This is a genomic window from Proteus myxofaciens ATCC 19692 (genome assembly GCF_001654855.1).
GTDB classification, from domain to species: domain Bacteria; phylum Pseudomonadota; class Gammaproteobacteria; order Enterobacterales; family Enterobacteriaceae; genus Proteus; species Proteus myxofaciens.
Window position 1 is genome coordinate 26,504 of record NZ_LXEN01000098.1, and the last position, 21,825, is coordinate 48,328.

Consider the following 21,825-nt stretch of genomic DNA (forward strand, 5'->3'; position numbering starts at 1 on the left):
AATGACTGAATCATTATTGATCCAGACGGCTATTTTTTTATAAATGATAAAGCTTGAAAATATAAAACTATCAAATCGTTATGTGTTTAATTATATAACTAAATATTTAATCGTCAAAAATGTCGAATAAATTGACGAAGTGACTTTTTCTAATTAATAATCATTTTTATTTAAGAATTATTTAATTGAAAAATAAAGAATAGTTCCCTGAAAAATATATTGGCATGAACAATGCTAGCTTTAATCTATTGATATTCTAATTGTACATGTTAATTAGAATTATGCGTTGCGTTTATCGCCATATATAACAAATAGCAGGAGAATATGATGAACCGTTTCATCATTGCAGACCCTAAAAAATGCATTGGTTGCCATACTTGTGAAGTGGCTTGTGTTGTTTCCCATCAACAAGCAGAGCAGGATAACTTAGCGATTGAGCAAATTAATGAGCAAAATTTTCAGCCACGTATCCATGTCATTAAAGGCTTTACCATTAGTACCGCAGTAGTTTGTCACCAATGTGAAGATGCTCCTTGTGCCAATGTATGTCCTAATGGTGCCATAATTCATAATAAAGATTATTACTATGTTGATCAGGAAAAATGTATTGGTTGCAAAACCTGTGTAATTGCATGTCCTTATGGCACGATGGAAGTGGTTTCTCGACCTGTTATGCGTAAATTAACAGCCTTAAATACTATTGAAGCTTTTAAAGCGGAAGCGAATAAGTGTGATTTATGCCATCACAGAGAAGAAGGACCTGCTTGTATTGAAGTCTGCCCAACACAAGCGCTTGTCTGTATTGATAGAGACGCGCTTGATGAAATGGTAAAAGAACGTCGTCGTCGAGCTGCATTTGAAAGTGGTGCTGATTTGTTGTTCTAAGATAACGATTAAGCAATTCTCTACTGCTACTATAGTGACTATGGTTGCAGCTTAGATAGGATAGCGAAATGCATGAAATTACGCTTTGTCAAAGCGCATTTGAGATTATCGATTCACAGGCAAAATTAAATCATGCGCAAAAAGTAAAAAGCGTATGGATGGAAATTAGTGCGCTATCTTGCGTTGAAATTAGCGCACTTGAATTTTGTTTTGAAATTGTTTGTCGAGACACTCTAGCTCAAGGGTGCCAGCTCAATATTGATGTGATCCCAGCAAAAGCATGGTGTTGGGATTGTCATGAAGTTGTGACTGTCGCTAAGTTTGATGCTGGCTGCCCTTTATGCGGCAGTCAAAATTTACGTGTTGAGAACGACGATGCAATGCGTATCAAGCAAATAGAAATTGAATAGGGGTTATTATGTGTCTTGGTATTCCAGGTCAAGTTGTTGAAGTAGGAAAATCTGTCACTGATAATGCCATTGTTGATGTTTGTGGTGTAAAAAGAGAAGTGAATATTGCGCTTGTGTGTGAAGGAAACACAGAGTCGATGATAGGCAAATGGGTATTAGTGCATGTTGGTTTTGCTATGAGTATTGTTGATGAAGACGAAGCAAAAGCAACACTCGATGCGTTGCTTGCTATGGGCGAAGTCGAAGAGGATGTAAATGCGTTTCTTTATGGCGAACAAGCTCGTGCCCAAATTTGAATGATTTTTCATCTATTGCATGATAGATAGCTTTTTTCTATACTTTACTTTCAATTCTTTGAAGCTGGGACGACCCAGCTTTCTGCTTTTATTCCGGGGACGACCCCAATGATTTAATAGGGGAACGTTATGCCTTGGATTATTCTTTTTATTGCTGGTTTATTGGAAATCGTTTGGGCTGTAGGACTTAAATATACCCATGGTTTTACACGTCTAACACCAAGCATTATCACTGTGAGTGCAATGATTGTGAGTATGGGAATGCTTTCTTATGCAATGAAAGGATTACCCGCAGGTACCGCTTATGCTATTTGGACTGGGATTGGTGCTGTTGGTACCGCAATTTTTGGTATTTTAGTTTTTGGTGAATCCGCAAATATCTATCGTTTACTGAGTTTAGCCATGATTATTGTCGGTATTATTGGGCTTAAATTAGCGAGTTGATGGCATTAATTTTTTCATAAAAAAGTAATCCTCAAATATTAAATAATCTCGTGTTTATTCAAATTATTATCGATTAATCGCTGAGAGATTGTCTTAAATGAAGCAAAGCAAATATCGTATTGAGGTGTTTCTGGACTAAATACCATTGGAGTTACGAAGTCTGTAAATCGTTGGTGATATATAAGGTTGGATTCTAATTCTTGTAAACCTAGTTGTAATTCTTTAATCGGATTATTAACAAATTCTGCATGTTGATTACCAAAACGCTTTATATCTTCTTGTAGCACTTTTTGAAAAAGAGGAATAAAGGATTTAAAATCAAATTGTTGTTTCATATCAATACAATATATATCGTATATATGGCGTACCAAAGTAGGATCATCTTTACGTTTAGGATCTCGTTTAACTAGCATGGTACGCCGTAACATAGAAATAATTTTTTCTATCAATGTTGATTGTATAGAGGAACAAGCAAATTTATTGACCTCTTGAGGTTGCTGATAAAGTTGTGCAACTAATGATTGAATACTACGAAACTCCGCTTGAACTAAAAGTATAGTCTCTACCAGTTCTAATTTTATGATTGGACGTAAATAAGGAGCTTGGCTAAATTGTTGTGGGTATTTTAGTTCATATTCGATGTAGCGATATTCATCACGAACTATTTTTTCTTCAATAGAAAAATGGCTTGTTTGGCGAGTTAGAGACTCTTCTAATTTTTGTATTAGAGCTTTGCGTTTTGCTTTACGTTTCTCGCGACTATATGAGTTAAATCTATCTGTTGGAATAAGTTTTATATCAACATCTTCCGACATTCTAAATATCTTTATATTGGATTTAGTTAGTGCTGTTCCACCTGAAAATACCATTTGATGTGTGTCAAAACTCAGTTTTTCTAACTCTGCAAGTAAAGCTACTACCCAGTAATCCTTTTCAGGAATAGCTGGATTTCCTAGAGCTAAAGCATCGGAAACTTCTAGAAATTGATTTTTTAGTTTTTTCATTTGTAACTTAGTGGAGTGAGTAACCGATTACCAATAACTAATTTGCGATTAAATAGTTTTGTATCCCACGAATATCGCACTGATGAAGGAATTTGTGCACTATTACCAGAAAGACTTTGTAAAGATAGAGGATCTATTTCAAAGTTAACGCCTTTCATTTTTAAGATTTCACGTAAAATTGCGTCAGTACCTCCTGGATGGGTTGGCATTAACCGTTTTGTTAGGCTATTTTTTCGTGCTTTAGTATAAAGTCCGTATCCGATTTTCATCAATTCATCTTGCTTGATTAATTGATTAAGAGCGCGACCAATTTGATCATAGCTAGCAATATTTTCAAAATCTTTACGTTCAAAGACATAGCGCCTTGAACGCTTCAATTTTTGGCTTATTTGATGTACTGCAGTCATTATGCACCTCCTTTTGTGTATGAAAAGCATACAGCAAAGAAAGCGAAATGAGAAGAAATACGGCATTTATAAAATAAAAAATACGGCATAAATATGAAAATAATAACTGTAATTTATTGATAATAAATTATTATTATTATTTATTTAAATTATGAGCTTATTAATATAAGTATTATGACCTTTTTTACGAATGTCTTCTCGTTTTGCTATAAATAAAAAAGCCACCTAATTAAACCATCCTAAAAAGGAGGATAGCTCAATTAAGTGGCTTTTAATTTGATATATTAATTACAGTGTAACGACCGCAATGATAGCAACGATGCTAATAATAGCAGCAGCACCATAAAAGACCCATTTGCTTGCAGGTACGTGCACTTTAAAATCATGTAAAGTATGGTGAATACGGTGTAATGCACACCAAACTGGCAGAATTATCATTAACAGTAAGAACAGGCGACCAATAATGCTTTGGCTAAATGCCATAATACGTTCATAAGTAAATGCTTCTGGCGCAATACCCATAGGGATTAGGATACCGAGCAAGATGATAATTGCTGGAGAAATAATCGCACTCCACATACCACCTGCACCAAATAATCCCCAGAAAATAGGTTCATCAGAGCGTTTAGGAAGTTGATTCTGATTCATTATTCCCTCCTGGGTTAAATTAACGCCACTGCCAGAATAGCGACAGTAACCACGATAGTGACAGCCCAAAAACCACGGACGATAGGTTCTTGAGGCATTTTTTCATCTTTAACAACAATAACCACCGCTTTTGGTGCAAGTTTGAACCAAGTCGCAGTATGAAATAGTGTTGCGATAAGAGTTACGATGTTTATTAGCATTACAATTGGGTTGCTCAGGAATCCAACAAATCCCGCCCAACTTTCAGGTCCATTTTTCAGTGCAAATACACCAAACAATACAACCAGACTGAACCAAAGTTGTGGAATACAAGTTCCTTCACGGGTGATATAGAAACGATAGAATCCTAGTTTTGTCCACCAGTTCGGTTGCATGCCACGAACATAAGGCTTACGTTTTGTTGTCATGTCTTGTTTCCTCCTTAACGTGGCTTGAGCATTGCAATAACAAAATCTTGCGCGCTGGCTGCTTTACCTTGCTGAATAGCAGCAGCAGGATCCACATGTTTTGGACAGACTTCAGAACAGTAGCCAACAAAGGTACAAGACCAAACACCGTTCTCACCATTTAATTGAGGCATACGTTCTTTTGCCCCATGGTCGCGACTATCCGTATTATAGCGTTGAGCTAAAGTGATGGCAGCAGGACCGATGAACTCAGGATTTAAACCAAACTGAGGACATGCTGCATAGCAAAGACCACAGTTGATACAACCAGAGAACTGGTGGTATTTTGCCATTTGAGCCGGAGTTTGTTTATTTGGACCTTCTGAAGGCTTACGATCATTACCGATAATGTAAGGTTTAATCGCTTCTAAGCTTTCGATAAAATGAGTCATATCGACAACTAAGTCACGCTCAACAGGGAAGTTACCCAATGCCTCAACTCTTACACCATCTGGATATTCACGAATAAACGTTTTACAAGCCAATTTAGGTACTTTATTAACCATCATGCCGCAAGAGCCACAAATCGCCATACGGCAAGACCAGCGATAAGACAGGTCAGGCGCTAAATTGTCTTTAATATAACCCAATGCATCCAGTAATGAGGTTTGCTCATCATAAGGGACATCATATGCGACGAAATAAGGCGCTTCGTCTGTTTCGGGGTTATAGCGCATGACTTCTATTTTAATGTGCTTCATGTCATCAGCCATTCGCTTTCTCCTTATTCTGCTTGTCTTGTGCGGTCGCTTCACCACCGTAGACACGTTTAGCAGGAGCAGATTTCGTTATCTTCACATCACTATATTCTAAATGAGGGGCACCTTCTGGGTTATAGAACGCCAGAGTATGTTTCAGGAAGTTCACGTCATCACGCTCAGTACACCCTTCGTCAAGACGTTGGTGTGCACCACGAGATTCTTTACGATTGATTGCAGAATGAGCCATACATTCAGCAACATCAAGGCCAAAACCAAGTTCAATTTTGTAAAGTAAATCAGTATTAAAGACACTACTCGTATCTTTAACTTCAACATGTTTAAAGCGTTCTTTTAATTCAGCGAGTTTATCAACCGTTTTTTGCATTAATTCAGGTGTACGATAGATACCGCAACCTTCTTCCATTGATTCACCCATTTCATCACGGATTTTAGCCCAGTTTTCAGAGCCTTTTTGGTTCATCAATTTTTTAAGGTTATCTTCAATATCACGAGTACGAGCTTCAAGTGCGGATGCATTTGCAGGTGTTGCTTCTTGAGCACAACGAGCGGCTTCTTCACCTGCAAGACGGCCAAATACAACGAGCTCAGCTAATGAGTTAGAGCCTAAACGGTTAGCTCCATGCAAACCTACAGAAGAACATTCACCAACGGCGAATAAGCCTTTAATGCGAGTTTCTGTGCGTTGATCGGTTTCGATACCGCCCATTGTATAGTGAGCTGTAGGACGAACAGGAATAGGTTCATTAACTGGGTCAACACCGACGTAAGCTTTAGCAAGCTCACAAATAAACGGTAGGCGTTCATGGAGTTTTTTCGCACCAAGATGGCGTAAATCAAGGTAGACAACATCACCACGGTGAGTACTAATTGTGCGACCAGCTCGCCATTCATGCCAGAATGCTTGAGAAACTTTATCGCGAGGACCTAACTCCATATATTTATTTTCAGGTTTACCTAATGGGGTTTCTGGTCCTAATCCGTAATCTTGTAGGTAACGATAACCATCTTTATTAACTAAAATACCACCTTCACCACGGCAGCCTTCTGTCATCAAAATACCTGAGCCAGGTAAGCCTGTTGGATGATATTGTACAAATTCCATGTCGCGCAGAGGAACACCATGACGTAAGGCGATACCCATACCGTCACCGGTTACAATTCCACCATTTGTATTATAGCGATAAACACGTCCTGCACCGCCTGTTGCCATAATGACGGCATTAGCACGAATTTCAACCTTCGTACCTTCCATCATATTAATTGCAACAAGACCACGAGCACGGCCTTCATCGACGAGAATATCAAGAACAAAGTGTTCATCAAAACGTTGAATTTGAGGATATTTTAGGGAAGTTTGGAAGAGGGTGTGTAGCATGTGGAAGCCAGTTTTATCGGCTGCGAACCAAGTCCGCTCAATTTTCATTCCACCAAAACGTCGAACGTTGACTGACCCATCTTCTTTACGACTCCAAGGACAACCCCAGAGTTCCAGTTGAGTCATCTCTGTAGGACAATGCTCAACGAAGTAATCGACGACATCCTGTTCACACAACCAGTCACCGCCAGAAACGGTATCATTGAAGTGGAAGTCATAGGAGTCATGAGACTGAGTGACTGCTGCTGATCCGCCTTCTGCTGCCACTGTATGGCTACGCATTGGGTAAACTTTTGAGATCAGAGCAATTTTCAGTTGAGGATTCGCTTGCGCGGCAGCAATTGCTGCTCGTAAGCCTGCGCCCCCGGCTCCGATTATCGCGATATCGGCATTAAAGGTTTGCACTGCGCTTCTCCATTGTTCAAGTGAAAATTGGAATAATTGTCTAGAATTCTATTCGCTGACATTATTAATTTTTTTAGTACTATTTTTTTACGTTATCAATAGTAAATCTTTAACTCTTTTACAACTATGCTTGATAACATCTTTATTATCTTTGACTGTATTTTTAGTATAACGAAATGTACGTCACTGAAATTTGATATGAATGATGGTTTTGCCGTATTTCATAAAAAAAGTGTGATCTATACCAAGGTTTCTAGGTTTTAATAATAATAAAACCAGATATGTAATAACGTATATTTTTAAAAATAAAAATAGAGAGAGTATTGAAAGCTGCTTTTTAAAGTATAGATAGTTTTAATTATAAATGATAATGCTTTTTTGTTATTTATTGATTTTTATAGGTAAATATTTTTTTTACTTTTGTGAAGAATATAAATTGATAAAATAATGAATTAATAATGAAAATATTTTCTTTACTATTTTTCTAAAACAAATCGATTTGTCTTGTTGATTGTTAATAAAATATTAATAATATTTCTTAAGATATTATAATTGACATCAAGAAATATCATTTTAAATGAAAAGTTAAATTTAAATTTATTAAAAAATAATTTATAAATAAATAAACTGTTAGCAGTTTGTTATCAAGTTAAATGAGAAAGAGAATTATTTTTATTTAAGGTGTGTGAAGTAAATTTATCTTTCCCTATATTTTTTCTAAAAGCAAAATTAGATTATGAATACTGAAATTGGCTATTTTTACATATTAATTTATTTTGGTATTTCTTATTTTCTATCAAAAAAGAAACCATTATTTAAAGATGAAGGGTGGGATTTAAGGCAGAAATTTGTCTGTTGTAGCAGATGCGAGTAAACTGCACGCTTTGTTTTCTTTTGGAGTTTTTCGTTCATGAGTGAAATCGCGGATTGGCAGCCTAGCGCCTCAATCGCCAATTTACTGAAAAAGGCGAAGATAGTGAGTAATATCAGGCGCTTTTTTGCTGATCGTGGTGTGTTAGAAGTTGAAACACCTATGATGAGTCAGGCTACCGTTACCGATGTTCATCTTGTTCCATTTGAGACCCAGTTTGTTGGGCCTGGTGCTTCTCAGGGGTTAAAGCTTTATTTAATGACAAGCCCTGAATATCATATGAAGCGTCTTTTGGCTGCAAATAGCGGGCCTATCTATCAAATGGGACGTTGCTTTCGTAACGAGGAAGCCGGCCGATATCATAACCCTGAATTTACTATGCTGGAATGGTATCGTCCTTGTTTTGATATGTATCGGTTAATGAATGAAGTTGATGATTTGCTACAAGAAGTGTTAGATTGCGAAGCTTCTGAATCACTTTCTTATCAACAGGCTTTTTTGCGTTATTTAGATATAGATCCCCTATCTGCAGATAAAGAAAAATTACGTGAAGTAGCGGCAAAACTCGACGTATCAAATATTGCTGACACTGAAGAAGATAAAGATACGTTACTTCAGTTACTTTTTGTCACTGGTGTTGAACCTAATATAGGCTTAGAAAAGCCAACATTTATTTATCATTTTCCTGCTTCTCAAGCTTCACTGGCTGAAATCAGCTCTGAAGATCATCGAGTTGCAGAACGTTTTGAGGTGTATTTCAAAGGAGTTGAGTTAGCGAATGGTTTTCGTGAGCTAACAGATGCTAAAGAACAACGTCATCGTTTTGAGCGGGATAATCGCCAACGTGTAACTATGGGATTACCTGAACAACCGATAGATGAGCGTTTCTTAGCAGCACTTGAAGCAGGATTACCAGAATGCTCAGGTGTCGCTTTAGGTGTTGATCGTTTAGTTATGTTGGCTTTAGGCGTTGAACGATTAAGTGATGTGATTGCGTTTCCTGTCTATCGAGCATAATTAGCGTGCAAAAAGCGTATAAAATAGAAAAAGAGAGCATATGCTCTCTTTTTTTGACTCTTTTTAAAAGATAATTCATTTTATAAAAATAATTATCCTACCCTTTTATTCAAAGAGTAGGATAATCGATTAATACACAATAAAGATTTATTTAGCTGGTTTTTGTAAAAATTTAACCCCTAAATCAGGGAAGTCGGTGAAAACACCTTCAGCTCCAGCTTGGTTATAAATAATATCGAATAGTTGATCACCATCTTTAGTATATTTAGGAAGGCTATCAACACGAATAGTGTATGGATGAATTGACAATTTGTTTGCGTGCGCATCAGCTGCCATACCGGTTAATTTCACATTATCAGGTGTTGAGCTTTCTTCTACTAACATATGATAATCAGGTCCTATTGCATCAGCATAAGTAGCAATTTCTTTCATTGCACCAGGCTTAAACATCCATTCATAGCTGTAATTGGTCCATGAGCCATCAGGTTGTTTTTCATATGTTTCATTCCAATCTGTATAGGCGATTAATTGAACCAGTTTTAAATCCATACCCATTTTAGGCATTAATTCATTCTTAATGCGTTTTAAGTCGTTGGGATCAAAAGACTGTAAATAGACGTTATCGTCCTTTTTCGTATAACCATACTCTTTTAGAACTTCAAGAACTTTGGTTGTAATATCTTTGCCTTCTTGTTCATGGAACCATGGGGCTTTTATCTCAGGATAAATACCAATATCTTTTCCTGTAGATTTATTGAGTCCTTGGATAAATTCAATTTCGTCTTGAAATGTGTGTATACGAAAATCAGATTTTCCCATTGGAAAGCGATTTGGATAGCTTTGGACTTTTTTACCATCAACAATGTCGAAACCTTCTGTAAATTTCAGCCCCTTTATTTCATCAAGCGTAAAATCGATAGCATAATAACGACCATCTTTTCGCGCTCTATTAGGGTAACGTTCAGCAACATCCGTCACTCTATCAAGATAATGGTCATGTAAAACAACCAGTTCATTATCTTTTGTCATGACTAAATCTTGTTCTAAATAATCTGCGCCTTGGCCATAAGCTAATGCTTTAGCAGGAAGCGTGTGTTCTGGTAAATAACCACTTGCACCACGATGGGCAATAACAACTTTATCGCTAGTGGTTTGTGCAATAGCACTTAAAGATAGAGTTAAAAGAATGCTTGCAACTACGGGTTTTAACGAAGTACTCATAACGCTGCTCCATTTAATTCTACTGACAATAATGTCGTGTACAGTTGGCAATAAAAAAGCCATATCTGCTATCAGATATGGCTTAGTTTTCTAGAGATGAGATTTTATCTGTTTCATCAATAATAAATGGTGATTATTGATATTTCTGTGCCATTTCACGCTTATGCTTGGTTTCAGTCACCATTACAACAAGCAAGAGCACAACAGATAAAGCACTACCGCCGATCATAACCATGAAACCACCGTTCCAACCGAAGTAGTCAACGGTATAACCAACAACAGCACTTGCAGCAACAGAACCACCAAGGTAACCAAAGAGGCCGGTAAAGCCTGCCGCAGTACCTGCTGCTTTTTTCGGTGCAAGCTCAAGAGCATGCAGACCAATCAACATAACAGGACCATAAATTAAGAAACCGATAATCAGCATACATGCCATATCGATATTTGGATTACCTGCTGGATTTAGCCAGAATACGATAGTTGCGATAGTAACTAGTGTCATAAAGAACACACCTGTTGCACCACGGTTACCTCTGAATACTTTGTCTGACATCCAACCACATAATAATGTGCCTGGAATACCTGCATATTCATATAGGAAGTAAGCCCATGATGATTTATCCATCGCAAAGTGTTTTACTTCACGTAGATAAGTGGGTGACCAGTCGAGTACGCCATAACGCAATAGGTAAACGAACACGTTAGCAATCGCAATCATCCAAAGAAGTTTGTTAGGGAAAACATACTTCATAAAGATTTCTTTTGCAGTCAGCTCTTGTTCATCTGTTGCTTTATAATCTGGTGGATAATCGTTTTTATATTCTTCGATAGGAGGAAGACCACAAGATTGCGGTGTATCACGCATTAATGCGAATGCTATCAGTGCAACTAAAATTGCAGCGAAAGCAGGCATATAAAGTGCGGCTTTCCAATCGTTAAACCATGCCATCCCTAATAAGAACAGTAATGGCGGTAAACCACCACCGACGTTGTGAGCACAGTTCCAAATAGAAACAATACCACCACGTTCTTTTTGTGACCACCAGTGAACCATGGTACGACCACAAGGAGGCCAACCCATACCTTGGAACCAGCCACACAGGAATAACAGAACGAACATTACCATGATGCTAGATGTTGCCCATGGCACAAAGCCCATCACTAGCATAACGATAGAAGCGAGGATCAGACCTGCTGGTAAGAAATAGCGAGGATTCGCCCTATCAGAGAATGATCCCATGATAAATTTAGAAAAACCATAGGCAATTGAGATCCCTGATAATGCAAAGCCAAGTTCCCCTTTAGAGAACCCTTCTTCAACAAGGTAAGGCATTGCTAGTGCGAAATTCTTTCTTACTAAATAATAAGCAGCGTAACCAAAAAAGATCCCCATAAAGATCTGCCAACGTAAGCGGCGATAGACAGGATCTATCTGCTCTTTTGGCAAACGCGCTTTATGTGGCGCAGGTCTAAACAGACTTAACATATTAGCCTCCGATGGCTTTATTTTAATATGTCTATATTGAATAGTGATAAAACGAACAATAAAGTTATCTAAAATTTTCTTTATCGAACTTTATAGTAATCGTACTTAACTAAATTTACTGTGAACTAATACTCAGTTGCTGAATAATTTTTCAAGATGGGTGATTTTGAGTGATATGTTAATTTTTTGAAACGTTTTTTGTTAAATAATTTGTGACTTATATCACAGTAGTCATTTTTATTTTTCTTTTATGAGCGTATATGTTTCGTTATTGCTCATTATCAAACATTAACCACATTTTTTGTGTATCTTATATCCTATAGTTAATACTAAATAATAAATAAGCATTTGCTGAATGTAATGTGAGAGGGCATCGCTATGATGAGCGGTTCACCAGTGATAGAAACAGATGTCATTATTATAGGTGGTGGCGCCACAGGGGCGGGCATGGCAAGAGATTGTGCTCGTCGCGGATTACGCTGTATCCTATTAGAAAGACACGATATTGCAACCGGTGCAACCGGTAGAAATCATGGGTTGTTACACAGTGGTGCACGATATGCAGTGACAGATCCTGAATCAGCAAAAGAGTGTATTGAAGAAAATAAGATCTTAAAACGAGTTGCTCGTCACTGTATCGAAAGAACAGATGGTTTGTTTATTACCTTGCCAGATGATTCACTCGAATTTCAACAAACCTTTATTCAATCTTGCCAAATCGCCGGTATTGATGCACAAGCTATTTCACCTGAAGAAGCGCTACGTTTAGAGCCCGCCGTCAACCCTAATTTAATAGGTGCTGTCAGAGTACCTGATGGTACTGTTGATCCTTTTCGTTTGACTGCGGCTAATATGCTAGATGCCCGTGAACATGGTGCGCAAGTGCTTACATATCATGAAGTCATGGGGCTTATTCGCGAAGGGGATCGTGTTAAAGGTGTACGCGTTTATGATCATCATGCTCAAAAAATGTATGAAATACGCGCGCAAATTGTTGCAAATGCAGGGGGGATTTGGGGACAAAAAATTGCCGAATATGGCGACTTAAAAGTGCGTATGTTCCCAGCGAAAGGTGCTTTACTAATTTTAGGTCATCGTATAAATAATATGGTGATTAACCGTTGCCGTAAACCTGCTGATGCCGATATTCTTGTTCCTGGTGACACTATCTCATTAATAGGTACAACATCGACACGTGTTCCTTATGATGAAATCGACAATATGTATGTCACACCTGAAGAAGTCGATATTCTTATTCGAGAAGGCTCAATGTTAGCGCCTAAACTTGCGCAAACACGTATTTTACGCGCTTATGCAGGTGTTCGTCCTTTAGTCGCAAGTGATGACGATCCTTCTGGTCGTAATGTAAGCCGTGGTATTGTATTGCTCGATCATGCACAACGCGATGGATTAGAAGGATTTATTACGATCACAGGTGGTAAATTAATGACCTACCGCTTAATGGCGGAATGGGCTACTGATAAAATCTGCGAAAAACTCAATATTTCAGCAAAATGTACAACGGCTGAAGAAGCGCTTCCAGGCTCTCGCCAATCAGCAGAGCAAGCATTACGCAGTGTTGTGTCATTACCTGCGCCAATTCGTGGTTCTGCGGTATATCGTCATGGCGATTTAGCGAATAAATTACTCAGTAATGAGCGTATCGATAAAAGTCTTGTTTGTGAATGTGAAGCGGTTACCGCTGGTGAAGTTCGCTATGCCGTTAATTCTTTAACGGTTAATAACTTACTTGATTTACGTCGCCGTACTCGTGTAGGTATGGGAACTTGCCAAGGTGAGCTGTGTGCTTGTCGCGCTGCGGGTTTACTTAATCGCTTAGAAGTCACCACACCTCATGGCTCTGAACAACAACTCGCTCATTTTTTAAATGAACGTTGGAAAGGTATTCGTCCTATTGCATGGGGCAATGCATTACGTGAGAGCGAATTTACCAGTTGGGTTTATCAAGGTTTATGCGGTTTAGATGCTGATATGATTGAAAATACAGCTTCAGCGGAGGCAGATGATGAAATTTGATGTTGTCATTATAGGAAGTGGTCTTGCTGGATTAACCGCGGGAATTAGCCTTGCTGAAGCAGGAAAAACGTGTGCCATTATTAGTAATGGACAAAGTGCCTTACATTTTTCATCAGGCTCATTGGATTTATTAACACATTTACCTGATGGCACAACAGTAACACAACCTAAACAAGCGTTATCAGCACTTGCTAAATTAGCACCGAAACATCCTTATAGCCGTATTGGTGAATCAAACGTTTCTCTATTTATTGATAAAGCACAGGCGCTATTAGCGAGTACAAAAGGTCTTGCTTATAAAGGTAATGGCGATGAAAACCATTATCGAATTACACCTGTAGGTCGCTCTCGTATGAGTTGGTTAAGTCCTGAAAGAGTACCTACTCATGGTATTGGCAAGACATTACCTTGGAAAAAATTAGCGGTAGTTGGCATTGAAGGTTTTTTAGATTTTCAGCCTAACTTCGCTGCTGGCACGTTGAATGAACAAGGGCTTGATGCAACCGCGTATCATATCCATTTACCTTTATTAGATAGATTACGTGATAACCCAAGTGAATTTAGAGCGGTAAATATCGCCCGTTATTTAGATAAGCCAGAAAATACTCAAGCTTTAGCTGATGAACTGATTAAGCATATTGATAATGATGCCGAGGCCATTATTTTACCTGCTTGTATCGGTTTAGATGCTGAAGAACCTGTCACATTGCTACAAAAGCTTGTTGGTAAGCCTATTTGCTTATTGCCGACATTACCGCCTTCGCTATTAGGCATTCGTTTACATCAAGCATTAAAGCTCCGCTTCCAAAATGCAGGTGGTTTAATCATGCCGGGTGATCGTGCTGTAAATGTTGAACTTGTAGGTAATAAAGTCGTAGGAATTCATACTCGAAATCACACCGATATTCCAATTCGAAGTGATCATGTGATATTAGCAACGGGAAGTTTCTTTAATAATGGTTTAATTGCTGAATTTGACCGTATTTATGAGCCATTAATGGAATTAGATTTACTAGAAACGTTACCTCGTAATGAATGGACACAAGAAAATGTTTTTGAGAAACAGCCTTATATGCGATTTGGAGTTGATAGCGATAGTGATTTAAGACCAATGAAATATGGGCAAGCACTTGAAAATGTCTATGCAATAGGGGCTGTATTAGGTGGATTTGATCCTTTAAACGAAGGTTGTGGTGCGGGTGTTTCAATGATTAGTGCGCTGTATGCAGCTCAACACATTTTACAACATGATAAATCACAACAAACCACATCTGAATTTGTGGAGGCAGCACAATGAATTTATCGGATAGCAACTTTGAAAGTTGTATTAAATGCACAGTATGTACAACCTATTGCCCTGTTGCCAAAGTTAATCCGCTTTATCCTGGTCCTAAACAAGCAGGCCCTGATGGTGAACGCTTACGTTTAAAAGATCCGATGCTTTACGATGAAGCATTAAAATATTGTACTAACTGTAAACGTTGTGAAGTAGCATGCCCATCTGATGTGAAAATAGGGGATATCATTTCGCGAGCTAAGCTTAATTATAATCCTAAGACACCTAAATTACGTGATGCTATTTTAAGTCATACAGATTTAATGGGTACGCTATCTACACCAATGGCGCCGATTGTGAATACCATCACAGGGCTTAAACCCGTACGTAAAATTTTAGATAAAACACTCAAAATCGATCATCGCCGTGAATTACCAAAATATTCGTTTGGTACATTTAGAACATGGATGAAAAAACAAGCACAAGAACAAGCACGTTTTAAAGATCAAATTGCTTTTTTCCATGGGTGTTACGCCAACTATAATCACCCTCAATTAGGGAAAGATTTGGTGAAAGTGTTTAATCATATGAATATTGGCGTGCAATTATTAAAACGTGAAAAATGTTGTGGTGTGGCATTAATTGCGAATGGTTTTGTTAAACAAGCCAAGAAACAGGCAACCGTTAATCTTGAGTCACTCACAGAGAAAATTGTTGAGAATAATATCCCTGTTGTAGCGACATCATCGACATGTACTTTTACTATTCGTGATGAATATCCGCATATTCTTGATATTGATACTTCTAAAGTTCGTGAAAATATTGAGTTAGCAACCCGCTATATTTATCGTTTACTAGAAGAAGGGCGTGAGTTACCGTTAAAATACACACCACTAAAAGTGGCTTATCACACACCTTGTCATATGGAAAAAATGGGTTGGACTGCTTATTCCATAGATTTAATCAAACGTATTCCCGGTGTTGAAGTGATTGTTCTTGATTCTCAATGCTGTGGTATTGCAGGAACTTATGGTTTTAAATCTGAGAATTACGATGTCGCTCAAGGTATTGGTGCTGGGCTATTTCGCCAAATAGAAGAAAGTGGTTGTGATTTAGTGATTACAGATTGCGAAACCTGTAAATGGCAAATCGAGATGTCGACATCGAAAAAATGTGAGCATCCAATCAGTTTACTTGCAAGAGCATTATAAAAAGCGTTATAAAAAAGATAATTGATTATTTAGATAACAAGCAATAAAGGGAATAAAATCTTATTTTATTCCCTTTTTATATGAATTCTATAAACAAAAACAGGGAGATATCTCCCTGTTAATTAATTATCTTTTTTAAAAAGATTGAGTAATTAGTAAAGCCACTCTTTACCGAGTTGATCGGCTGTTAAGATAGCTGCAAAAACTCTATCTGAATCAACATGGAAAGGCATATTATAGATAGTTTCACCTTCAGCACAGCTTAGCTCTGCTACTTCCATGATTTTTTCTTTTAAATCATCGCCTTCTGCCGTAATGCCTAGCTCTTCTAATGTGATAGGAAGACCGACAGTTGCACAGAAGTCAAGACATGTTTCAATTTCTTCTTGAGGGCTATTTTCTAGAATAAGTTGAACAAGTGTACCAAAAGCGACCTTTTCACCATGATACATACCATGACATTCTTCTAATGCAGTAAAACCATTATGGATAGCGTGAGCAGCCGCTAGACCTGCACTTTCAAAACCAATACCGCTAAGATAAGTATTAGCCTCGATAATATTTTCAACAGCAGGAGTACAAACACCACGGCTTACTGCTAGTTTGGCTTTGTAACCATCTTCCAACAAGGTTTTAAAACATAGTTCAGCAAGAGCAAGCGCTGCAAGTGTTGTTTTACCGCCAGCCATTGTCTTTTTCTGTGCACTACTACAAGCTCTAGCTTCAAAATAAGTTGCTAATGCGTCACCCATACCTGAAACCAGTAAACGAGCAGGTGCTGATGCGATAATATTTGTATCCATCACAACAACATTAGGGTTAGAAGGGTAGAAAAGGTAGCTATCAAAAGCACCTAACTCAGTATAAATAACAGAAAGTGCGCTGGTTGGTGCATCTGTTGACGCAATAGTTGGTGAGATAATAACAGGTAAGTGACATTTATAAGCAACGGCTTTTGCAGTATCTAATGTTTTACCGCCACCAACACCGACAATAACAAGAGAGGCTTGAGATTTGGCAATCTCGATTAAGCGATTAATTTCTTTGTGTGTGCATTCGCCATTAAAAGTTTCAAAGTGTCCATTAACATCATACTGCGACATACTATCTTTTACTGTACTACCGACCAATTCCATTACAAATTTATCAGCGATAATCAGAGCTCTATCACCGAAAGGTTTTGCGTATTTACCAATATGATAAAGCGCATCAGGACCTTGGATATATTTTGATGGTGATTGAATTACTTTTAACATAAAAGACTCCTATTGTTTATTCATGAAACAAACGAAAATCTGTATGTAAGACATTAATGTGTCATTGATATCTTGGATTACTATTTACTATTTTAGCATATTTGATAGTGGAAATGTTGACTAAGAACTTGTGCAATATTAAAGAAAAGATAAATAAAAAAGTGACAGGAAAATAATATGATATCTCATTCCCAATAGCGGGAATGAGATAAAATTTAACGGATTTCAACGTAGGCTTGTTTTTTATCTTCTTGAGCAAAAAAATAACGCAAAATGAAGTTTAATAACACCCCATAAGCGGGTAAGAAGAAAAGCATACAAATCGTTAATTTAAACACATAGTCAACTAACGCAATTTCAACCCAATTTTCTGCCATAAATGGATCGGTGCTGTGATAAAACGCGATGAAGAAAAATGCGAGTGTATCGAGCAGGTTTCCAAAGAGCATTGCAGCACTTGGTGCTACCCACCATTTTTGTTGTTGTCTTAATCGATTAAAGACAGAAACATCCATGATTTGACCTAGCACATAAGCCATAAAACTAGCGGTTGCAATTCTTGCCACCATAATATTGAACTCAGCAAGTGAACCAAAACCTTGCCAACTACCTTGGAAGAATAGCGTTGATATTAGGTAAGAAATTGCGAGTGCCGGTATCATCACAGCAGTTATGATACGCCTTGCGAGAGGTGCACCATAAATACGAACAGTTAAATCTGTCGCTAAAAAGATAAACGGAAATGTAAATGCGCCCCAAGTGGTATGAAAACCGAAAATGGAGATAGGTAACTGCACAAGATAATTACTTGATGTAATTATTAAGATATGAAACAACGAAAGCCATAATAGCGCCACTGCTTTCTGGCGGGGTGTAAACGTAAACATAAATTGTACCTTTTTTAAAGATTGGGGTGAGGGAACCCAATAAAACACGTTATTCTCTCATTGAGAGGATGCGCATCATACGCCTGTTGCGCAACAAAAGCAAAGATCAGAAAATCTGTAATTGCAAAGTCATGTGATGTCAATAACAAACACGATATAATAGTGACATTAGTAACAACTTATATGTGAAAAATAGATAAACATAATGGTTAATAGAATGAATGCACAATTTGATGATGCAACCGAAACATTAGATACACTAGGCTTACGTTGTCCTGAGCCTGTCATGCTAGTGCGTAAAACAATAAGAAATATGCAAGCAGGTGAAACACTACTTATTATTGCAGACGATCCAGCAACTGTACGTGATATTCCAGGGTTTTGCCGTTTTATGGAGCATGATCTATTGGTACAAGAAACGCAATCTGCGCCTTATCACTATCTTATTCGTAAAAAAGAGAATGGTTTATAATTTCTCTATTATTCAACTTCAATATTCCTCACTGTTCTTTTTATTCCTTTATTATATATTTTTGTTGAAAAGTATTTTACTGGCAATAAATCAAAATCTTCATAATTAATTTATTGAAATTAAAACAATAAAAACCCCCAAGCTTTGTCTACATTTATGCTTGGGGATTTTCTTTAGTTAAAAAATAGATTAATGAGATGAAGATTTTAATTTTACGCTTAACAATCGCACTGCATTTGCTGTGACTAATGCGGTAGCGCCTGAATCAGCAAGTACAGCAACCCAAAGACCTGTTATACCTAATAAACTCGTCACAAGAAAAACGGCTTTTAAACCAAGCGCTATAGTAATATTTTCACGAATAATTTTACGTGTTGCGCGAGATAGCTGAATAATTTCAGGTAACCCAGTTAATCGGTTATGAGTTAATGCGGCATCTGCGGTTTCAAGTGCGACATCAGTACCACTGCCCATTGCAACACCAATTGTGGCGGCTTTCATTGCTGGTGCATCATTAATACCATCACCTACCATCATTGTATTATGTGTTTTACTGATTTCCATTACAGAGGTGACTTTATCTTCTGGTAATAGCCCTGCTCTAAAGTCCATACCTAATTGTTGCGCAATAGCCGCTGCAGCTCTTGGATTATCACCGGTTAGCATTACGGCGTTGATATTCATTGATTTCAATAATTTCATTGATTCAATGGCATCGCTACGTAATGTATCTTGCATAGCGATAACACCGATTAATTGACGGTCTCTCAATACCACAACAACAGTTTTACCTTCATTTTCAAGACGGGCTACTTGCTGTTGCCACTGTGATGAAAGGGCGATAACTTCAGTTAGTTGAGATGGTGCGCTAACTAGAATATGCTGCTGATTCAAATATCCCTCAATACCTTTACCTGCTAATGCTTTACGATCTTGAGCTTCTACAATAACTAGTCCATTTTCTTGTGCTTTATTAACAATTGCTTTTGCTAAAGGATGGTGAGATCCAACTTCAGCACTTGCTGCAACAGCCAGTACTTCTTTTTCATTAAATTCAGTTTCTGCGATGATATCAGTAACCTGCGGCTTACCTTCTGTTAAAGTCCCCGTTTTATCTAAAGCAACAGTATTGACGGTACCGAGTTGCTCTAAAGCGGCACCGCCTTTAATAAGAGCGCCCCGTTTTGTCGCAGCGGCTAAAGCAGAAGTAATTGCAGCAGGGGTTGAGATAACTAATGCACAAGGACAACCAATTAATAACAAAGTTAAACCGCGATAAATCCAAGTATCCCAAGATTGAGCAAAAAGAAGCGGTGGCACAATAATCACGAGTGCCGCAAATAGCATAATAAACGGCGTATAATAACGGCTAAAGCGGTCAATAAAACGTTCAATTGGTGCTCTGCGTTCTTCTGCTTCTTCTATTAGCTGTAAAATACGATCAATTGCATTTTGGCCTTGCTCAGAAACTACTTTCATCTGTACTGAGCGATCAACCGATAAACAACCCGCCGCCACTTTCTCGCCTTGTAAACGCTCTACAGGAACAGATTCCCCTGTCAATGCACTTTCGTCGAAACTGGCAAAATCATTGATAAGCTCAGCATCAGTTGGTAAACGTGCACCAGGTGCTATTTCTATAATATCACCAGGGCGTAATTGTGAAACTGAAACGGTTTGTTTTTGACCATTTCTGATAAGTGTCGCTTCTTCAGGTACCAACGCCATTAACGCGCTAACACCACGGCGAGCACGACCCGCAGCATAAGACTCTAGCATCTCACCAATCATAAACAGCAAGATAACCATGGCGGCTTCTTCTGTTGCATTAATAAATAATGCACCGATAGCGGCGACACTCATTAATGTTTCAATGGCAAATGGTGTACCACTACGAATAAGTTTGAGTGATTTTTTAACAATAGGAAATAGACCAATCAGTGTTGTTGCAATAAAAGCAACACGACCAGCTTGAGGGTCTATAAACTCAACACCCCAACTTATCGCCATCAAAATCGCTAAAATAAAGACTAGTGAACTCTCTTTTAGCCAATTTTGCTTTTCGGGTTTTTGCGCATCAGGTGATGATAGATCGAAAAGAGAATAGCCTGCGCTATTAATGGCGGTAATAACTTCAGCTCGTAAATCACTATCAGCATCTACAACGAGTTTCTCTGTGGCAAATAGGACTTTAGCTTGTTTTACGCCAGGTACTTTTAATGCTGCTGTTTCTACTTTTTTAGCACAGCTAGGGCAATCCATACCTTGTACTTTCCAACTAAAGCGCTGTTGAGCTAATTTTTCAGGTTCAGTATTAACAATTTCAATATTGCTATCACAACAATCATGTTCACCATGGTCGTGGTGATGACCTTCGTGATTATGAGAATGATGATGCTCGTCTTCAGATTCAGGGTCACCTTTATCTATTTTGGTTTGAGGATGATCATCATTAGTATGTGAGTGCATACTATTGGTATTTTTATTGTTAGAGACGCATTGAGAACTTGAGCAACAAGCCTCTGTATGTTTATGATTATCGTGTTGATGAGCGTGTTTAGTCATAACTAGCTCTCCTTATTCCACAAAGTAAACTCGATTGATTAAGAATTACTTTACAGCTTGGAGTAGAGTCCAGAGTCAAGGCAAACACCCTAAATTAATTGGCAGAAAGTGCTATTTTGCTATATATCCCGTTATTAGAAAGGCCTCTTGCTTTTAATGAGTAAAAACAAGAGGTGAAAAATTACAAGTAAAGCGCTCTAACAATAAAAAAGTGACCTAGGAAATAACAAGCACTAACAAGTCCCTTAGAGGCAGAAAAAGAAAAACGGAAACGGTTTATAAGCCATATACAGTAAGCAAGTACTAACAAAAATGCACCTACCATGATCGATAAGTTATGATCATTGCTTAAATAAAAGAATTTCTCACCGGCAATCCAAAACATAATAAAACCTGCCAATAAGGTTATTGAAGTAGGAATGGCTAATTTATCGAGCTTAGTCCATACAATCGCTAATACAACAATGGCTGCAATAATGACAAA

The 21,825-nt window shown here is 37.9% G+C and carries 21 protein-coding genes; 9 read left to right on the plus strand and 12 right to left on the minus strand.

The features are described from left to right. Positions 1-327 precede the first annotated feature (327 nt). The 4 genes from hydN (at position 328) to sugE (ending at position 2,035) form a co-directional block, all read left to right on the plus strand. The gene (gene hydN, locus M983_RS10555) at positions 328-885 is read left to right on the plus strand and encodes an electron transport protein HydN (protein WP_066750154.1); all 558 of its coding nucleotides are present in this window, start codon (positions 328-330) and stop codon (positions 883-885) included. 68 nt (positions 886-953) lie between these two features. Continuing rightward, positions 954-1,295, plus strand: coding sequence for a hydrogenase maturation nickel metallochaperone HypA (gene hypA / locus M983_RS10560; protein WP_066750156.1), 342 nt, complete (start codon positions 954-956; stop codon positions 1,293-1,295). A gap of 8 nt (positions 1,296-1,303) precedes the next feature. Then, on the plus strand, positions 1,304-1,591 hold the full coding sequence (gene hybG / locus M983_RS10565; protein ID WP_066750158.1) for a hydrogenase maturation factor HybG: 288 nt from the start codon (positions 1,304-1,306) through the stop codon (positions 1,589-1,591). Positions 1,592-1,720: 129 nt separating this feature from the next. After that, a complete protein-coding gene (gene sugE, locus M983_RS10570) occupies positions 1,721-2,035 on the plus strand; it encodes a quaternary ammonium compound efflux SMR transporter SugE (RefSeq protein ID WP_066750160.1) in 315 nt (104 codons plus the stop codon). Positions 2,036-2,073: 38 nt separating this feature from the next. On the opposite strand, the gene M983_RS10575 is transcribed toward sugE, so the two are convergent. The 6 genes from M983_RS10575 to frdA all read right to left on the minus strand — a co-directional run bounded on the left by M983_RS10575 (position 2,074) and on the right by frdA (position 7,042). Then, on the minus strand, positions 2,074-3,039 hold the full coding sequence (locus M983_RS10575) for a nucleotidyl transferase AbiEii/AbiGii toxin family protein (RefSeq protein WP_066750162.1): 966 nt from the start codon (positions 3,037-3,039) through the stop codon (positions 2,074-2,076). Further along, complete coding sequence (locus M983_RS10580) at positions 3,036-3,446, minus strand: DUF6088 family protein (RefSeq protein ID WP_066750164.1); 411 nt, start codon at positions 3,444-3,446, stop codon at positions 3,036-3,038. Before M983_RS10580 ends, M983_RS10575 begins: the two co-directional genes overlap by 4 nt. 288 nt (positions 3,447-3,734) lie before the next feature. Beyond that, a complete protein-coding gene (frdD, locus tag M983_RS10585) occupies positions 3,735-4,094 on the minus strand; it encodes a fumarate reductase subunit FrdD (RefSeq protein WP_066750166.1) in 360 nt (119 codons plus the stop codon). A 14-nt stretch (positions 4,095-4,108) separates the two neighbouring features. Further along, positions 4,109-4,501: a fumarate reductase subunit FrdC gene (frdC, locus tag M983_RS10590; protein ID WP_066750168.1), complete on the minus strand. Its 393-nt coding sequence runs from the start codon at positions 4,499-4,501 to the stop codon at positions 4,109-4,111. A 14-nt stretch (positions 4,502-4,515) separates the two neighbouring features. Then, positions 4,516-5,253 carry a succinate dehydrogenase/fumarate reductase iron-sulfur subunit gene (locus M983_RS10595; RefSeq protein WP_066750170.1) on the minus strand — a complete coding sequence of 246 codons (738 nt, stop codon included), beginning with the start codon at positions 5,251-5,253 and terminating at the stop codon, positions 4,516-4,518. Continuing rightward, positions 5,246-7,042, minus strand: coding sequence for a fumarate reductase (quinol) flavoprotein subunit (gene frdA, locus M983_RS10600; protein ID WP_066750172.1), 1,797 nt, complete (start codon positions 7,040-7,042; stop codon positions 5,246-5,248). Before frdA ends, M983_RS10595 begins: the two co-directional genes overlap by 8 nt. Positions 7,043-7,952: 910 nt before the next feature. Here frdA and epmA point away from each other — a divergent pair. Continuing rightward, positions 7,953-8,930 (plus strand): elongation factor P--(R)-beta-lysine ligase, encoded by a 978-nt coding sequence (gene epmA, locus M983_RS10605; RefSeq protein ID WP_066750173.1) that lies wholly within the window; start codon positions 7,953-7,955, stop codon positions 8,928-8,930. A 147-nt stretch (positions 8,931-9,077) separates the two neighbouring features. Here epmA and glpQ read toward each other — a convergent pair whose 3' ends face one another. Together glpQ and glpT are read right to left on the minus strand one after the other, a co-directional pair. Next, positions 9,078-10,151: a glycerophosphodiester phosphodiesterase gene (gene glpQ / locus M983_RS10610; protein WP_066750174.1), complete on the minus strand. Its 1,074-nt coding sequence runs from the start codon at positions 10,149-10,151 to the stop codon at positions 9,078-9,080. A 133-nt stretch (positions 10,152-10,284) separates the two neighbouring features. Beyond that, entirely contained in the window at positions 10,285-11,637 is a 1,353-nt protein-coding gene (gene glpT / locus M983_RS10615; RefSeq protein ID WP_066750175.1) for a glycerol-3-phosphate transporter, read from the minus strand. Positions 11,638-12,015: 378 nt separating this feature from the next. Between glpT and glpA the strand changes: the two genes are divergently transcribed. From glpA to glpC, 3 genes are read left to right on the plus strand one after another with little or no spacing between them, the layout of a single operon-like run. After that, entirely contained in the window at positions 12,016-13,674 is a 1,659-nt protein-coding gene (gene glpA, locus M983_RS10620; protein WP_066750177.1) for an anaerobic glycerol-3-phosphate dehydrogenase subunit A, read from the plus strand. Then, positions 13,664-14,971 (plus strand): glycerol-3-phosphate dehydrogenase subunit GlpB, encoded by a 1,308-nt coding sequence (gene glpB, locus M983_RS10625; protein WP_066750180.1) that lies wholly within the window; start codon positions 13,664-13,666, stop codon positions 14,969-14,971. Before glpA ends, glpB begins: the two co-directional genes overlap by 11 nt. Next, positions 14,968-16,161 carry an anaerobic glycerol-3-phosphate dehydrogenase subunit GlpC gene (gene glpC / locus M983_RS10630; RefSeq protein WP_066750182.1) on the plus strand — a complete coding sequence of 398 codons (1,194 nt, stop codon included), beginning with the start codon at positions 14,968-14,970 and terminating at the stop codon, positions 16,159-16,161. Before glpB ends, glpC begins: the two co-directional genes overlap by 4 nt. 152 nt (positions 16,162-16,313) lie before the next feature. Here the strand turns inward: glpC and M983_RS10635 are convergent, their stop codons facing one another. Together M983_RS10635 and M983_RS10640 are read right to left on the minus strand one after the other, a co-directional pair. Then, positions 16,314-17,417, minus strand: coding sequence for a glycerol dehydrogenase (locus tag M983_RS10635; RefSeq protein ID WP_066750184.1), 1,104 nt, complete (start codon positions 17,415-17,417; stop codon positions 16,314-16,316). A gap of 215 nt (positions 17,418-17,632) precedes the next feature. Continuing rightward, positions 17,633-18,304, minus strand: coding sequence for a 7-cyano-7-deazaguanine/7-aminomethyl-7-deazaguanine transporter (locus M983_RS10640; RefSeq protein WP_066750186.1), 672 nt, complete (start codon positions 18,302-18,304; stop codon positions 17,633-17,635). 217 nt (positions 18,305-18,521) lie between these two features. Here M983_RS10640 and tusA point away from each other — a divergent pair, with 217 nt between their 5' ends. Continuing rightward, the gene (gene tusA, locus M983_RS10645) at positions 18,522-18,776 is read left to right on the plus strand and encodes a sulfurtransferase TusA (RefSeq protein ID WP_066750188.1); all 255 of its coding nucleotides are present in this window, start codon (positions 18,522-18,524) and stop codon (positions 18,774-18,776) included. Between the two features lie 189 nt (positions 18,777-18,965). Here the strand turns inward: tusA and M983_RS10650 are convergent, their stop codons facing one another. After that, positions 18,966-21,341, minus strand: coding sequence for a zinc/cadmium/mercury/lead-transporting ATPase (locus tag M983_RS10650; protein WP_066750190.1), 2,376 nt, complete (start codon positions 21,339-21,341; stop codon positions 18,966-18,968). Positions 21,342-21,522: 181 nt separating this feature from the next. After that, positions 21,523-21,825: lysoplasmalogenase family protein (locus tag M983_RS10655; RefSeq protein ID WP_245684040.1), on the minus strand; the 303-nt coding region annotated here is incomplete at its 5' end.

Coding starts and splice junctions, on each gene's coding strand:
- hydN (WP_066750154.1), top strand. CDS start 328: ATGAACCGTTTCATCATTGCAGACCCTAAAAAATGCATTGGTTGCCAT.
- hypA (WP_066750156.1), top strand. CDS start 954: ATGCATGAAATTACGCTTTGTCAAAGCGCATTTGAGATTATCGATTCA.
- hybG (WP_066750158.1), top strand. CDS start 1,304: ATGTGTCTTGGTATTCCAGGTCAAGTTGTTGAAGTAGGAAAATCTGTC.
- sugE (WP_066750160.1), top strand. CDS start 1,721: ATGCCTTGGATTATTCTTTTTATTGCTGGTTTATTGGAAATCGTTTGG.
- M983_RS10575 (WP_066750162.1), bottom strand. CDS start 3,039: ATGAAAAAACTAAAAAATCAATTTCTAGAAGTTTCCGATGCTTTAGCT.
- M983_RS10580 (WP_066750164.1), bottom strand. CDS start 3,446: ATGACTGCAGTACATCAAATAAGCCAAAAATTGAAGCGTTCAAGGCGC.
- frdD (WP_066750166.1), bottom strand. CDS start 4,094: ATGAATCAGAATCAACTTCCTAAACGCTCTGATGAACCTATTTTCTGG.
- frdC (WP_066750168.1), bottom strand. CDS start 4,501: ATGACAACAAAACGTAAGCCTTATGTTCGTGGCATGCAACCGAACTGG.
- M983_RS10595 (WP_066750170.1), bottom strand. CDS start 5,253: ATGGCTGATGACATGAAGCACATTAAAATAGAAGTCATGCGCTATAAC.
- epmA (WP_066750173.1), top strand. CDS start 7,953: ATGAGTGAAATCGCGGATTGGCAGCCTAGCGCCTCAATCGCCAATTTA.
- glpQ (WP_066750174.1), bottom strand. CDS start 10,151: ATGAGTACTTCGTTAAAACCCGTAGTTGCAAGCATTCTTTTAACTCTA.
- glpT (WP_066750175.1), bottom strand. CDS start 11,637: ATGTTAAGTCTGTTTAGACCTGCGCCACATAAAGCGCGTTTGCCAAAA.
- glpA (WP_066750177.1), top strand. CDS start 12,016: ATGATGAGCGGTTCACCAGTGATAGAAACAGATGTCATTATTATAGGT.
- glpB (WP_066750180.1), top strand. CDS start 13,664: ATGAAATTTGATGTTGTCATTATAGGAAGTGGTCTTGCTGGATTAACC.
- glpC (WP_066750182.1), top strand. CDS start 14,968: ATGAATTTATCGGATAGCAACTTTGAAAGTTGTATTAAATGCACAGTA.
- M983_RS10635 (WP_066750184.1), bottom strand. CDS start 17,417: ATGTTAAAAGTAATTCAATCACCATCAAAATATATCCAAGGTCCTGAT.
- M983_RS10640 (WP_066750186.1), bottom strand. CDS start 18,304: ATGTTTACGTTTACACCCCGCCAGAAAGCAGTGGCGCTATTATGGCTT.
- tusA (WP_066750188.1), top strand. CDS start 18,522: ATGAATGCACAATTTGATGATGCAACCGAAACATTAGATACACTAGGC.
- M983_RS10650 (WP_066750190.1), bottom strand. CDS start 21,341: ATGACTAAACACGCTCATCAACACGATAATCATAAACATACAGAGGCT.